This window comes from Paenibacillus sp. ALE3 (genome assembly GCF_054113405.1).
Genome location: NZ_CM134214.1, coordinates 477,332 through 491,210 on the forward strand (window position 1 = coordinate 477,332; position 13,879 = coordinate 491,210).

General features: G+C 48.4%; 11 protein-coding genes. 8 read left to right on the forward strand and 3 right to left on the reverse strand.

From position 1 onward, the window contains the following. The first annotated feature begins 58 nt into the window (after positions 1-58). From ACXHJ2_RS02050 to ACXHJ2_RS02070, 5 genes are all read left to right on the forward strand, one after another. Positions 59-1,183, forward strand: a complete 1,125-nt coding sequence (locus ACXHJ2_RS02050; protein ID WP_165082553.1) for an NADH:flavin oxidoreductase — start codon at positions 59-61, stop codon at positions 1,181-1,183. Positions 1,184-1,284: 101 nt separating this feature from the next. Beyond that, positions 1,285-1,653 (forward strand): ArsR/SmtB family transcription factor, encoded by a 369-nt coding sequence (locus tag ACXHJ2_RS02055; protein ID WP_007432172.1) that lies wholly within the window; start codon positions 1,285-1,287, stop codon positions 1,651-1,653. Positions 1,654-1,840: 187 nt separating this feature from the next. Further along, on the forward strand, positions 1,841-4,270 hold the full coding sequence (locus ACXHJ2_RS02060) for a heavy metal translocating P-type ATPase (protein ID WP_165082551.1): 2,430 nt from the start codon (positions 1,841-1,843) through the stop codon (positions 4,268-4,270). A gap of 321 nt (positions 4,271-4,591) precedes the next feature. Next, the gene (locus ACXHJ2_RS02065; protein WP_165082549.1) at positions 4,592-6,028 is read left to right on the forward strand and encodes a PEP-utilizing protein; all 1,437 of its coding nucleotides are present in this window, start codon (positions 4,592-4,594) and stop codon (positions 6,026-6,028) included. Between the two features lie 305 nt (positions 6,029-6,333). Beyond that, positions 6,334-8,316, forward strand: coding sequence for a heavy metal translocating P-type ATPase (locus ACXHJ2_RS02070; protein ID WP_342212797.1), 1,983 nt, complete (start codon positions 6,334-6,336; stop codon positions 8,314-8,316). A 163-nt stretch (positions 8,317-8,479) separates the two neighbouring features. On the opposite strand, the gene ACXHJ2_RS02075 is transcribed toward ACXHJ2_RS02070, so the two are convergent. Continuing rightward, on the reverse strand, positions 8,480-10,003 hold the full coding sequence (locus tag ACXHJ2_RS02075) for a DHA2 family efflux MFS transporter permease subunit (RefSeq protein ID WP_165082545.1): 1,524 nt from the start codon (positions 10,001-10,003) through the stop codon (positions 8,480-8,482). A gap of 9 nt (positions 10,004-10,012) precedes the next feature. After that, positions 10,013-10,648 (reverse strand): HlyD family secretion protein, encoded by a 636-nt coding sequence (locus ACXHJ2_RS02080; protein ID WP_013373097.1) that lies wholly within the window; start codon positions 10,646-10,648, stop codon positions 10,013-10,015. Between the two features lie 135 nt (positions 10,649-10,783). On the opposite strand from ACXHJ2_RS02080, the gene ACXHJ2_RS02085 reads away from it, so the two are divergent. Both ACXHJ2_RS02085 and ACXHJ2_RS02090 read left to right on the forward strand, forming a co-directional pair. Further along, positions 10,784-11,338, forward strand: coding sequence for an NAD(P)H-dependent oxidoreductase (locus tag ACXHJ2_RS02085; RefSeq protein WP_165082543.1), 555 nt, complete (start codon positions 10,784-10,786; stop codon positions 11,336-11,338). A 10-nt stretch (positions 11,339-11,348) separates the two neighbouring features. Beyond that, positions 11,349-11,810, forward strand: coding sequence for a hypothetical protein (locus tag ACXHJ2_RS02090; protein ID WP_090738208.1), 462 nt, complete (start codon positions 11,349-11,351; stop codon positions 11,808-11,810). Positions 11,811-11,892: 82 nt separating this feature from the next. On the opposite strand, the gene ACXHJ2_RS02095 is transcribed toward ACXHJ2_RS02090, so the two are convergent. Further along, positions 11,893-12,624 carry a ZIP family metal transporter gene (locus ACXHJ2_RS02095; protein ID WP_040102862.1) on the reverse strand — a complete coding sequence of 244 codons (732 nt, stop codon included), beginning with the start codon at positions 12,622-12,624 and terminating at the stop codon, positions 11,893-11,895. 282 nt (positions 12,625-12,906) lie between these two features. Between ACXHJ2_RS02095 and trxB the strand changes: the two genes are divergently transcribed. Beyond that, a complete protein-coding gene (gene trxB, locus ACXHJ2_RS02100) occupies positions 12,907-13,848 on the forward strand; it encodes a thioredoxin-disulfide reductase (protein WP_016820315.1) in 942 nt (313 codons plus the stop codon). Positions 13,849-13,879: the final 31 nt, after the last annotated feature.

The window sequence follows — 13,879 nt, forward strand, 5'->3', positions numbered from 1 at the left end:
GAATTGTATAACAGAAGAGTGAAAAAGATAATACTAATGAGAGAGTGAGGAAAACGTCATGAACACCGAAATATTGTTTAAACCTTTTAAGATAGGTAACTTATCGCTTCCCAATCGGATGGTTATGGCTCCCATGACACGAAATTTTTCTCCCCAAGGTATTCCAGGACATGAGGTTGCCGCGTATTATCGTCGCCGTGCAGAAAATGCTGTTGGATTGATTATTACAGAGGGAACGGCTATCAATCATCCCGCCGCTGTGGAGCACACAGGCATCCCTAACTTTTATGGTGAGGGATTGAAAGGATGGGCTAAGGTAGTAGAGGAGGTTCATGCGGCCGGCGGCAAAATTATACCGCAGCTCTGGCATGTGGGTACAGCCCGGAAAATAGGTGCGGATAACCAACCGAATCCCGAGGCATTGCCTGTCGGTCCTTCAGGTATTTCTCCCGCAGGTGAAAAGGTAGTTGAGCCATTGACGGAGGCGGAAATTACGGATATCATTGCAGCCTTTGCTCAAGCCGCTGCCGATGCCAAGCGGGTGGGGTTTGACGGCATTGAGCTTCATGGAGCACATGGCTATTTAATAGATCAATTTTTCTGGGACAAAACCAATAAGCGTACCGATCAATATGGAGGCGATTTGGTTCAGCGTACCCGGTTTGCGGTCGAGGTCATTGAGGCTTGTCGCCGTGCAGTAGGCCCGGATTTTCCAATTGTACTGCGATTCTCCCAGTGGAAGATGTACCATTATGGAGAAAAGCTGGCACAGACACCACAGGAACTTGAACAGTTCCTTGCCCCATTGGTACAAGCTGGGGTGGATGTATTCCATTGCTCAAGCCGCCGTTTCTGGGAGCCAGAATTCGAAGGGTCAGATCTAAACCTGGCAGCATGGACCAAAAAGATAACAGGCAAGCCAGTGATTACGGTGGGGTCAATTGGTTTGGAGAAGGCCTTTTTGAGTGATTTGGAAAAAAACAATGATCGTCAGACTGATCAATCGAGTAGTGTAGAGGCCAGATTAGAACAACTCGTGGAGCTAGTAGAACGAGAGGAAGTTGATCTGGTTGCAGTTGGACGTGCATTGCTGGTTGATCCGGCATTTGCAGTAAAATTACGTGATCAACAGATAAAAGAAATATTTCCTTACAATGATGAAGTATTAAAAACGTTGAATTAGGAAAATTTCGGTTACAGGGCAAGCTGTAATATAAGCTATTCGTAAATTCTACGAATTTGCTATAATAGGAGCATCAAGTCGAAATACACGGGGTGAAAAGGATGAATTCTGAAACGGAAGCTTTGGATTGTGAGCCGGCTTGTCACGGTTCAGATCAGGAAATTGAGCGTATAAAATCTTCCCTAGTTGAGGATTCCATCGCATACAAAATGTCGGAGCTGTTTAAAGCGCTAGGTGACCCGACACGGATCAAGCTGATTTATGCCCTGGCTCAAAAGGAACTGTGTGTTCATGATTTAACACAGGTGTTGAACATGGGCCAATCTGCGGTATCCCACCAGCTTCGTTATTTGCGCAACCTGCGCATTGTCAAACGACGCAAGGAAGGCAAGACAGTGTTTTATTCACTGGATGATAATCATGTGGAGCAGATTTTTTTGCAAACCCATCAGCACATATCACATCAATGATTTTTGACAAACCAACAGCAGGGCGCCAAGCAATTGGCGCTCTTTTGGTGTTTGTCCATTGAAGTCGATTTTTTTTCGTTAAAAAGGGCTATGATCATTGACTTTTGCCCCTAAACCTGAATATAATGACCTTAACAAATAATATATGAACAGTTGCTCATATATAGCTAATTGGAGGCCAATTATTATGGATGCTCTAAAAAGAAATGAACGGCATGAATGGGTTTTGGAAGGTTTGGATTGCGCCAACTGTGCTCTAAAGATTGAAAATGGAGTCAGTAAAATAGAAGGGGTCCTTGATTGCTCGGTCAATTTTGTAACAAAAACGTTGACGATGACCACAACTTCGGATCAAAAAGAAGAGGTTTTTCGCCAAACGGAACGGAAGGTCCACAGACTTGAGCCTCATGTTCGGATGGTTGCCAAAAGTGCGGGTGGACGCTTGCGCGAAGACAGTCGAAGTGGCGCTGGTGCAGTAGAGGCAAGCTGCACAGAGGATTGCGCATGCGGTCATGACCATGATGGTGAAGGACATAATCACAATGATGGAAAGCATGCTGCTCACAGTCATGGTGGTCATAGCCATGAAGCACATGACGCACACGATGGGCACGACCACGGTAATCATGCACACATGCACCACAATCACCATGCAGTGCACGATCATGGTGAAGCTACCCATGCTCATTCACATTCACATTCGCATGATGATGATAGTCATGCCGGGCATACGCATGATCATGGTACGGACGGTATGCGCCGCATGATTGCACGTCTGTCCATAGGAGCGGTTATTGCGGCTGTTGCCTGGTGGTTACCTGTCGAAGGTGTGGGCAAGCTGGCTCTATTTTTAGTGGCATATATTATCGTTGGCGGTGATGTTGTCTTGCAGGCTGCACGCAGCTTGGTGCGTGGAATGGCCTTTGATGAGTATTTCTTGATGACGCTGGCTACGGTGGGCGCATTTGCTATTGGGGAATACCCCGAAGGCGTGGCTGTCATGTTCTTTTATCAAATCGGAGAGCTATTCCAAGGCATTGCAGTTAACCGTTCACGTAAGTCCATCAGCGATCTGATGGATATTAGACCAGACTATGCCAACCTGAAGACGGCTGAATCCGTACGGAGGGTGTCTCCAGAAGAGGTCCGTATTGGAGATTTGATAGTGATCAAGCCGGGTGAGAAGATCCCGCTGGACGGTAAGGTTGTAGAAGGCAAGTCGCATGTCGATACCTCGGCGTTGACCGGTGAATCTGTGCCTCGTACCGTTGAGCCGGGAAGCAGTGTGATGAGTGGATTTGTGAACACGAACGGACTTCTGACGGTAGAGGTCAGCAAAGAATTTGGTGAATCTGCGGTCTCTAAAATTTTGGAACTGGTGCAAAATGCGAGTGCCAAAAAAGCGCCGACTGAAAAGTTTATCACGAAATTTTCCAGATATTATACTCCTGTAGTGGTTATTGTAGCGTTATTGCTGGCGGTTGTTCCTCCGCTGGTTGTGCCGGGTGCATTGTTTGCAGATTGGTTATATCGTGCGCTTGTTTTCCTCGTTATTTCTTGTCCGTGTGCGCTGGTGGTGTCTATTCCACTGGGCTTCTTTGGCGGAATCGGGGCAGCCTCCCGTTCAGGTGTGCTGATCAAGGGCGGTAATTATCTTGAAGCCCTGAATCATGTGAAATATGCTGTTTTTGATAAAACAGGTACGCTCACCAAGGGTGTTTTCCACGTGACAGGGATTTATCCTGCCGAAGCTTTTACGAAGGAAAGTCTGCTGGAGACTGCTGCATTGGCCGAGATGCACTCCACGCATCCTATCGCAGCTTCTCTGCGTGAAGCTTATGGCAATGAACTTCAAACGGAGCGAGTGCAGCAATATAGCGAAATATCCGGTCACGGGATTCGGGCTCAGATCGATGGGCGCTTGGTATTGGCCGGAAACGCTAAGCTGATGGAGCGGGAGCATATTGCTTTTAATGTGGCGCAGCAAGCAGGACCATTGGATGTAGGAACGGTCGTACATGTGGCTGTAGACGGAACGTATGCCGGGTGCATTCTAATATCGGATGAGGTTAAGGAGGACGCGGCCAAGACGATTGCTTCGCTGAAAAAGCTGGGGGTGGTAAAAACCATCATGCTAACAGGTGACAATCGGACAGTTGCCGAAGCTGTAGGACGTCAGTTAGGCCTGGATGAAGTACGGGCAGAACTGTTGCCTCAGCATAAAGCCGAAGCCATTGAGCAGTTGTCTGCAAGTAAAAAAACGAGCGATAAAATCTTGTTTGTAGGCGATGGAATTAATGATACACCTGTACTTGCTTTGGCAGATGTTGGTGTAGCGATGGGTGGTTTGGGCTCAGACGCTGCAATTGAAGCAGCAGATATCGTAATCATGAACGACGAGCCTTCAAGGCTGGTGACGGCGATTCATATTGCTCAACGCACACGCCGTATCGTATGGCAAAACATTATATTTGCGCTAGGTGTCAAAGTAGTATTTCTCTCATTGGGCGCGTTTGGTATTGCTACCATGTGGGAGGCTGTATTTTCCGATGTTGGTGTAACACTGCTAGCTGTATTAAATGTGATGCGTGTGCTGAAGGTTGGTACTGACGAATAAAAAGGTAACCCCCCGTTAACATTGGATGTAGGCATCCTATGAAAACAGGGGGTGTTTCTTTATAGCTGCCTTTTTTGTGCAGACATTTGCTTTCCGCAGACATTTGCTTTCCGCAGTATAGATCTATTTTTCTCATATATAGTAGTTGTGCAGAGATGTATAAATGTGGGGAGGGCCTAATACGTTTAAGGTAGGGACTTAATAAGTAAGGCCCACGTAACATTCGGTTGCTCAGCAATGAGTAAGCGTTTTCTTTATTTGGAGGGGTACTCGAATTCGTGTGTGCCACCTTGCTGACGAAAGAAAGGATGGATTAATAGCATGGAGGCTAAACTGATGCATGTATTCGCAGAGCTGTTGGGTGGCATAAACAGCAGGGATTGCAACGTTCCAGAGCCAGGTAAGGAGTCTGCTGCACGGAGATTGGCTATGGAGACGCTAAGAGCAGGAAGCCATCAAGTATCTGCTGCACAGGAGGAAGATCCATTGGGCTGGCTGGTTGGTTTAGCCGAGCAGGGTGCAATCAGTCGAGCGGAGGCATTGCTGGCTGTAAACCCGGAATTACTTGGAGAATCGATGCTGAATAACGGCAATGATACAGAGCAAGCCATGGACACACTACTAAAATGGAGCGATGAATACAGCGACACCTCCATACGGCTTTATGCTGATGCTCCTGCAAGTATGAGTCGTAAAAGTACAGGAATACGCGATCTTGACGGTTATAGCCTTCTGCATGGTCCATTGTCACTGGCATCCGGCCGCGTGAGGGAATTATGCTATGCCTATTTGGACGCGGCAGAGTCTGGACAAAAGATTCATGCCCTTGCTGGGGAGCCCGATCCCATCCTTGCCCCCGGTTCCCGTGCATCAGAGACGTACACAACATTTAATAAAGCATCTGGTTTGCCTGGATTGTGTGAGTACCTGTCCCGACGAATCATTGGCCTGCTGGAAACAGAGTACGAGGGCTTGTTTGAGTTGCTGGACGGATTGCCGTTGACTATAGCTTTGACTGAGCAGAACAATGCAGTGGGCATTGGAAGCCTGCAAGATATGCAGTTGGAGGCCCTACTGCGTGCAGCGTTGCGAAGCATGCGACAGGGAGGTGAACCACGGCTGGAGATTATGGTGCGCAATCCTACTGACGTAAACCAGTTCCAGACCATCCGAGACTGGATTGACGGCGTTGCCGAGCAAACGTTATGTGGCCGCCTGCGGTGCGTTCCATATCGGGTAGGTGTACTTTTGACGGTTGATACAAGTTTGGTGCCTAATGCAGGTCAAATAGGGGATGAGGAATCCGCACGGTCGGAGAAGTCGGACAACGCCGATGACATGTCCGAAGTGAGCGCACGACAGACCAAGCAGGCGGCTCAAGCCGCAGATTTGGCACGCTTTGCCGATACGGTCATTTTAGAAGTTTTACCAGCTCCATCTGATGGTATCAGAGCTGGGGATCCGTTGATTCCATCTGTTGCTGATGGGCATGAGAATGCTAATGATACGATAAAACGCATAATGGAAGCTGTTCGGCGTGTAAAGCCTGAGGTTCCTATATGGGTGGCGATAGATAAAATTCACCATTTCCTAGATAGGAATTGGATCTGGGAGAACGAGCTAACGGGGGTCATTTGCTCAGACCCAGCAGTTCCTACTGTACGTCTTGCGGCTGCGCGTTGGAGGCTGCAACAGCAAGCCAATCGGCAACACACTTCAGAAACTGCACACACCCATGCGTGGAAGTTTCCACTTTAGCCTTGAAGAATTTATGTGATAGAACGCTTTGAAATATTGAGGATACCTGCGTTGTTTACGCGGGTATCTTTTTATTTAGGCTATTAGCAGTTTACAAGCGGAAAAGAAAGGGTATATAATAAAACAAAAGTTTCTCTAAGCCAAAATAATTGTATAGATGCAAAAATGATTATCATTCTCATTGCCAAACATGCTGCTTCGGGCTTCCCGAAGCAGCATGTGCTATTTTAGGGCACTTAACAATGGATATCATTCTCAATGAAATGCAAGTACAAGGAACAAAAAATGGAAAGGAACGTGACATGATGCAAGCAGTTCAACGACTACAAGATACATTGTCTCCCTCTAACCGAGCACTTTCAAAAAACAGTGGCAGCGGACGCCCCGGTCCAAATCGCAAGCCGCAATTTCAGCTCAAAAGCATGCTGAAAAATAAGGAGATGCAGGCTGCTCTAGGCAGTGGAATACTAATGCTGATGGCATGGGGGGTCTCACATTGGTGGCAATGGCTATCCGTCATTCTCTATGTGGTGTCTTATGCCCTTGGAGGCTGGTCCAAAGCCAGAGAAGGGATTGAAACCCTGATCCGAGAACATGATCTGGATGTTAATTTGCTCATGATCGCTGCGTCTTTAGGAGCTGCGGCCATTGGCTACTGGAATGAAGGAGCCATGCTGATCTTTATTTTTGCACTCAGCGGTGCGCTGGAGAGCTATACCACGGAGCGTAGTAGTAAGGATATTTCCGAGCTCATGGCGCTGAAGCCGGAAACGGCTTTGCGTTTGTCTCACGAGGGAACAGAAACGGTTGGCATTGAGCAGCTGTTGCCAGGCGACCTGCTGCTGGTTAAGCCCGGCGAACTAATTCCGGCGGACGGTCGAGTCTCCAAAGGTGTGTCGGCAGTGAATCAGGCATCCATTACCGGGGAATCTGTTCCGGTAAACAAGATGGCAGGTGACGAAGTATATGCAGGCACCATCAATGGAGAAGGCGTGCTATATGTGGAGGTCAGCCAATCCTCAGAAGATACTTTATTTTCAAAAATTATTCGTATGGTAGAAGAGGCCCGGACTGAAGTTCCCGATTCCCAGCGGTTTATTAAAACATTCGAATCGGTATACGCCCGAATTGTTGTTGCCGTCACGTTGATCGTCATTGTAGGTGCGCCCATTCTATTGGGCTGGACATGGGCAGCGGCGTTTTACAAGGCGATGGTGTTCCTTGTCGTGGCCTCACCTTGTGCGCTCGTGTCATCCATTATGCCAGTGATGCTATCGGCCATTTCCAACCGTGCCCGGCGGGGCATTCTGTTCAAAGGTGGCGCGCATGTGGAGAATATGGCATTGACATCTGTCGTTGCTTTTGACAAAACGGGCACGTTAACGAAGGGCTCACCCGTGGTCACGGACTGGATCACCGCCCCAGATTACGATGCTGATGAGCTATTGCATATTGTCGCGACAATCGAAAGCTATTCCTTACATCCGCTGGCACGAGCGATTGTAGCCAAAGCCGAAGCTGAATTGGAACAGAGAGAGCTTCTCACAGCCGAGCAAGTGCAGGCTCTTACCGGATGGGGAATGGAAGGCATCATAGGTGGGGTGAAATGGAGAATCGGTCGCACGAATGTACTGGATGAACCTGGTCTTCTGGCTGGGCCAGAGTGGGTGGAGAGTCGAGCCCGACTGGAAGCCGAGGGCAAAACTGTATCCATCATTCTTGCGGATGATCGGATTGCCGGGATGCTGGCGCTGCGTGACGAGTTGCGTCCACAGGCACGAGAATCCGTGAAACGCCTGCAAGCGCAGGGTATCCGGGTCGTCATGCTGACTGGAGACCGCCCGGAAACGGCTGCAGTGATCGCGGCGCAGGCTGGAGTCGACGCCGTATATGCTGGCTTAATGCCGGAGGACAAAGTCAGTCATATTCGCATGCTGCGAGAGCAATACGGGCATGTCGTTATGGTCGGCGACGGTGTGAATGATGCTCCGGCTTTGACTGCAGCTACTGTAGGGCTGGGCATGGGGATGCATGGCAGCGGAGCAGCCCTGGAGGTTGCAGATGTGGTGCTAATGAACGACGGAATCGAGGAGATTGCTCCGACGATAGCACTGGCGCGCAAGGCGCAGCGAGTGGTCAAACAAAATATGATCTTCGCGGTAAGTGTCATTGTGCTGCTGGTGATTAGTAATTTTGTGCAAAATATAGCCCTGCCATTCGGGGTCATTGGGCATGAAGGTAGCACACTGCTTGTCATTTTGAACGGCCTGCGCTTATTGCGATCATAAGACTATAAACCAATTCACAAACATAACATTACAAACAGTCAGGAGCATTCAACCCTCTTACATGCAAGGGGGATTGAATGCTCCTTCTTTAGCAGTGTCAGTCTTTTTTTTGTATTTCAAGGGTAGTTCAATCTCATACCTCTAAATCACGATTGCAGTGCGCCTATCTACGACGCGGTGTAGACCGCCGCAAGAACAGGGAAAACAGTAATCCCGCCAGCGCAATTCCGGTTGCAATGATGAAGGCATCATTAATACCATGGATCGTCGATTCTGTAACAGCCCTTCCGTATACCTGTTGTATCGCGAGTGCAGAGCCGCTTTCCGTAGAAATACCCGCTGTTTGTGCGAGGGTTTGTCCCAGTTGTGATACGCCTTCCGTTACAGAGGCATTGGCTGTGGTAGCGACATTCGCATAATCTGCCATATGAACCGTAGTCCGGCTGCTCATTACAGTAATGAGCCAAGCGGTACCGATAGATCCGGCGATTTGCCGTACTGTATTGGACATGGCAGTACCATGGCTGCCGAGATGTGGAGGCAGCTGGTTGAGTCCTTCCGTCTGAACGGACATCATCAGCAATGACATCCCGAAGCTGCGAATCGTATAGATGATCATAATATGTCCGTAGGTGGTGGCATCGGTCAGCAGACTGAATTCCCATGTCGTGATTGCCGTAATGATTAGCCCGATGATCGCCAACGGTCTCGCGCCAATACGATCGAATACTGCCCCTGATATCGGTGACATCACACCCATCAGCAGCGCACCTGGCAACAGCAGCAGACCCGATTGCAGCGGAGTAAAACCGCGTATATTTTGCAAATAGATCGGTAGCAGCAGCATCCCGCCGAACATGGTCATATTGACGGTAGCCCCAACCAGCGTAGATACCGTAAAAATATCGTATTTAAATACACGGAATTCCAGCATAGGCTCCAGCATGTTCAGCTCACGCACGACAAAAAACACAATAAACACGATTCCAAAAGCGAGCGAGAGTATTACCGTATTGCTGCTCCAGCCCTTGTCTCCGGCTGAACTAAAGCCATACAACAGAAGACCAAAACCAAGGGTCGAAAAAATGGTTCCCAGCAGATCAAAATGTGGTTTTGTCAGCTTGGACACATTTTTGAGCCAGCGCACAGCAAACAGAATATCAATGATTGCCAGCGGAATTACTAACAAAAATAGCAGCCGCCAACTGTAGTGCTCTACAATCCAGCCAGATAAAGTGGGTCCTACCGCCGGAGCAAACATCATAGCGATCCCCATGGTCCCCATAGCAGCGCCCCGTTTTTCGGGAGGAAATACAGTCAGGAAAACGTTCATGACCACAGGCATGATGATGCCTGCTCCGCTGGCCTGGATAACACGTCCAACCAGCATAGGCGCAAAGCCGGTACTGGCAGCACAGACGACAGACCCGGCAGTAAATAACCCCATCGCGGAGATGAACAGTGCACGTGTTCCGAATGACTCAATCAGAAAAGCAGTGATAGGAATCAAAATTCCGTTTGTTAGCATATATCCGGTGGATAACCATTGAACGGTTGTGGCAGATACATTGAAGTCATTCATCAAGTGTGGAATAGCCACGTTAAGCAGCGTTTGATTCAAAATCGAAATGAAGGCGCCTAGCAGTAGCACGGACAGAATGCGTCCGACGGACATTTTTTGATCCATGACAGCCTCCTACTTGTGAACTCTGATTGTTGCACTCATTCCCGGGATAATACCTAGGCCCTTGTAACCTTGAATGGAAATGTTGACAGGCACGACCTGCGTCACCTTGGTATAGTTGGCAGTGGTATTGGAGGTGGGCAGCAGTGAAAAGGTGGATGCGGTTGCCAGACCGATCTTTTCGAGTTTACCGGTCAGGGATGTATCTGGGTAAGCATCAATATACACATCTACGGTCTGGCCTACTTGGAGATCCTGCACAGCCGTTTCGTCTATATTGGCAGTAATCCAAAGATTGTTCAGATCAAATGCTTTCGCTAAAGGTGTGCCCGCCCCGACAACTGAGTTGTTGACTGCAGTTTGCTGTACGATGGTACCGTCAGTCGGGATCGTAACGCTGATCCGGCTTCCGCCTCCCTCTACACTACCAAGCGAGCTGCCAGCGGTGTACGTTTTACCAACTTCAGCGTTCCAGCCCGTGAGCTTTCCTCCGCTTGGAGAGGCAACAGTAACTGCTTGTCCGCTCACTTGTGCATTGTCGGTTTTTATGTAGTTGGCGGATTGATTGTAGTAATAGGCGGCGGCTCCACCTCCTGCCAGAATAATAATAATTACTAGCAGATTAACTAATATGGCGCGCGAATTCATATTGTGCATGCCTCCTTAGTGTTTTTGGATGTTCAAAGTATGCGTCAAACGATTCATAATATTCAGATGGATTCTGGGAAAGGTTAAGAGCGTATGCAAAAAGGATGATCATGCTGATAAAGGATGATGCGCATAATGACGACCAGAATCATGATTGTATATGACAGTGAAAATGGACATACCGAACGTCTCGCTCGCTCGATCGCAGAAGGCGCACGTCTAGATCACACAGAAGTGGCGCTAAAGCATGTTAATGAGGCCGATGTGAATGAGCTAGTAAGCGCGGATGCGATCATATGGGGGTGCCCGGGTCATTTTGGTACCATCAGCAGCGGTCTGAAGAGCTGGATTGACAAGCTCGGATATTTGTGGGCGCAGGGCAAGCTGGTGGACAAAATCGGTGCAGTATTTTGCACAACTGCTACCGTTCATGGTGGATTGGAATCAACGCTTTTGAATTTGATTACTCCTATGCTTCATCAAGGCATGATTATTGTAGGCCTGCCCGCTAGCATCACGGAAAATGCGCTCTACGGCTCCTATTACGGTGTAGGGGTAACATGTCCGGTGGAGACAGACCCCGATGGACCGCCCAACCTTCCAACGGACGATGATCTTGCGTTAGGTCGCTCTTTGGGCAAACGGGTTGCTGAGATGGCGGGACGGTACCGTAGCGCTGAAAGAGAATAGGAGGCCGCCGATGACCATTGCTTTTATCGCAGTAGCTGTGGTTGCCTTGATCTTTTTGCTGGTATTTAACACAAAGATGACGCGCAAGTCCTCGGCCAAGAATCGCCCCAGCCAAGAGGAATCCCGGCAAAGAAGTAAACGTCCTTATCCTGTGCAAGTGGAACCCAAGGCGCATGAATTAGCGGAACATAACGGAGAGATGCCGCCTAAGGATTCCGAAGTTGAAGAACATCGTGCCAAGGAGCATCAGAAGTTGCCTGATATCCAAACGGATATGAAGGTAGAAAAAGATCGCAAGAACATAGAAGGTGCTTACGGGGATCAGGATTATCGTGCAGCTTTGCGTGGTTTTGCTGGAAAGGACGGAGAAAAGGATGGAGGTTCCCCAAGATCCAATGGGAAGAAAGGGACTTCCAAAAGTAAGGACGAACAGTACCGTGAAGCACTGCGTTCCATGAACCAAAAAAAATGAGGTCCCATCATTTGAACATGACAAAAAGGCTGCTTTTCTGTCTGAATTACAGGCAGAAAAGCAGCCTTTTTGTGCTGCGCGGCTATAGCCATTCGGTTAGCCCGATCATCGTAATCAAGCCAAGAATAAAAGAGAATGTCGCGATCCGCTGGTTACCGTCCCCGTGACTTTCGGGAATCAGTTCCTTGTAGACAATAAACATCATAGCCCCGGCGGCAAAAGCAAGGCCATACGGCACCAGTCCGTTCACCCAGCTGCTTAAATAAAAGCCGATTAGACTGGTGATGATTTCCACAGCTCCCGTTAGGGTAGCAATGCCCAATGCCTTGAAACGACCGATGTTTTGATTCACAAGGAATAACGCTACAATAAAGCCTTCAGGGGCATTTTGCAGACCGATAGAGAAGGCAATGAGATTGCCTAGATTCTGAGTCTCACTCGCGTAGCTGACCCCAACAGAGAGCCCTTCCGGCAAGTTGTGCAACGTAATAGCTGCAATAATGAGAAAAGATTTGGACTCCAATTGAAAAGTTTTGGAATCCGGGTCCTCCAAATCGGCATGGGGGATATACATTTCCATCACCAGTAATACGAGGCAACCAAGCAAAATTCCCGCAGTCAACACGAACCAATTGGAATGATGGATCGCTTCTGGAATCAGGTTATACACGGATGCAGAGGTCATAATTCCTGCGGCATAAGCCAGCAGAACATCGCGAAGCCGATGCGTGATATTACGCATAAACAATATAGGTACGGCGCCGAGTCCGGTGGACAGGGCAGAAATTAAGCTACCTACGAAAACGTCATTCATAATCGGGATAATCCCTCCATACCTCATTTATCTTTAAACTTCGCTTCATGAAAACTTCATTTGACTGTTTACAGCTCTTTCCGCATAATGAAATTAGGATTTAGAATCAGTCTAAGTCATAAGAAGCTACAAAACAAGTGATTCGTTTTTTACAATATCCGGGTGTCCACTTTTTGGGATGAGCTTCTGTCAGCACTACTTTTAGAGTATATGCAGTAGCCCAGCGCCCGGTACCGAAAACTCGCTATATAATACTTATGATATTTTAGGAGGAACCAAGATATGTACAAGTCCATTATTATAGGTACCGGCCCTGCCGGTTTGACCGCCGCTATTTACCTCGCACGTGCTAATATGAACCCGCTGGTAATCGAGGGACCACAGCCAGGTGGGCAATTAACCACGACTACAGAAGTTGAGAATTTTCCAGGCTTTCCTGAAGGAATCATGGGACCTGATTTGATGGATAATATGCGTAAGCAAGCGGAGCGTTTTGGCGCTGAATTCCGCACAGGCTGGGTGAACAAGGTAGACACAACTGCTCGTCCATTTACACTGGATGTAGAAGGTTTGGGTGAACTGGTTACCGATACGCTGATTATTTCCACAGGGGCGACTGCCAAATACCTGGGGATACCCGGTGAACAAGATAATATCGGACGCGGCGTGAGCACTTGCGCTACCTGTGACGGGTTCTTCTTCCGCGGCAAAGAAATCGTTGTTATCGGCGGTGGGGACTCTGCACTGGAAGAAGCTAATTTCCTGACTCGCTTTGCTTCCAAAGTAACGTTGGTACATCGTCGTGAAGAATTGAGAGCTTCTAAAATTATGCAGGATCGTGCTCGTGCGAACAGCAAAATTGAATGGGCGCTCAATCGTACTCCTGTCGAAGTAGTTGCAGACGAAAACGGAGTAACTGGCTTGAAAGTGCTAAACAACGCAACAGGTGAAGAGGAAATCATTACAGTGAGCGGCGTATTCGTGGCAATTGGTCATCATCCGAATACAGGCTTCCTCGAAGGACAAATTACAACGGATGCGAACGGTTATATCGTCGTCAATCCGGGTACCTCCGAAACAAACGTGCCTGGCGTATTCGCTTGTGGCGACGTACAGGATACACGCTACAGACAAGCGATTACGGCAGCAGGTAGTGGTTGTATGGCTGCTATGGACAGCGAGAAATACATCGAAAGTCTGGAGCACAGCGCACTGGCCCTGTAATGATATTTGGAAGTATGAATAAATATAATGT

Bases quoted from the DNA above. Each gene is read 5' to 3' on its own strand.
- ACXHJ2_RS02050 (WP_165082553.1), top strand. From the start codon at position 59: ATGAACACCGAAATATTGTTTAAACCTTTTAAGATAGGTAACTTATCG.
- ACXHJ2_RS02055 (WP_007432172.1), top strand. From the start codon at position 1,285: ATGAATTCTGAAACGGAAGCTTTGGATTGTGAGCCGGCTTGTCACGGT.
- ACXHJ2_RS02060 (WP_165082551.1), top strand. From the start codon at position 1,841: ATGGATGCTCTAAAAAGAAATGAACGGCATGAATGGGTTTTGGAAGGT.
- ACXHJ2_RS02065 (WP_165082549.1), top strand. From the start codon at position 4,592: ATGGAGGCTAAACTGATGCATGTATTCGCAGAGCTGTTGGGTGGCATA.
- ACXHJ2_RS02070 (WP_342212797.1), top strand. From the start codon at position 6,334: ATGCAAGCAGTTCAACGACTACAAGATACATTGTCTCCCTCTAACCGA.
- ACXHJ2_RS02075 (WP_165082545.1), bottom strand. From the start codon at position 10,003: ATGGATCAAAAAATGTCCGTCGGACGCATTCTGTCCGTGCTACTGCTA.
- ACXHJ2_RS02080 (WP_013373097.1), bottom strand. From the start codon at position 10,648: ATGAATTCGCGCGCCATATTAGTTAATCTGCTAGTAATTATTATTATT.
- ACXHJ2_RS02085 (WP_165082543.1), top strand. From the start codon at position 10,784: ATGACGACCAGAATCATGATTGTATATGACAGTGAAAATGGACATACC.
- ACXHJ2_RS02090 (WP_090738208.1), top strand. From the start codon at position 11,349: ATGACCATTGCTTTTATCGCAGTAGCTGTGGTTGCCTTGATCTTTTTG.
- ACXHJ2_RS02095 (WP_040102862.1), bottom strand. From the start codon at position 12,624: ATGAATGACGTTTTCGTAGGTAGCTTAATTTCTGCCCTGTCCACCGGA.
- trxB (WP_016820315.1), top strand. From the start codon at position 12,907: ATGTACAAGTCCATTATTATAGGTACCGGCCCTGCCGGTTTGACCGCC.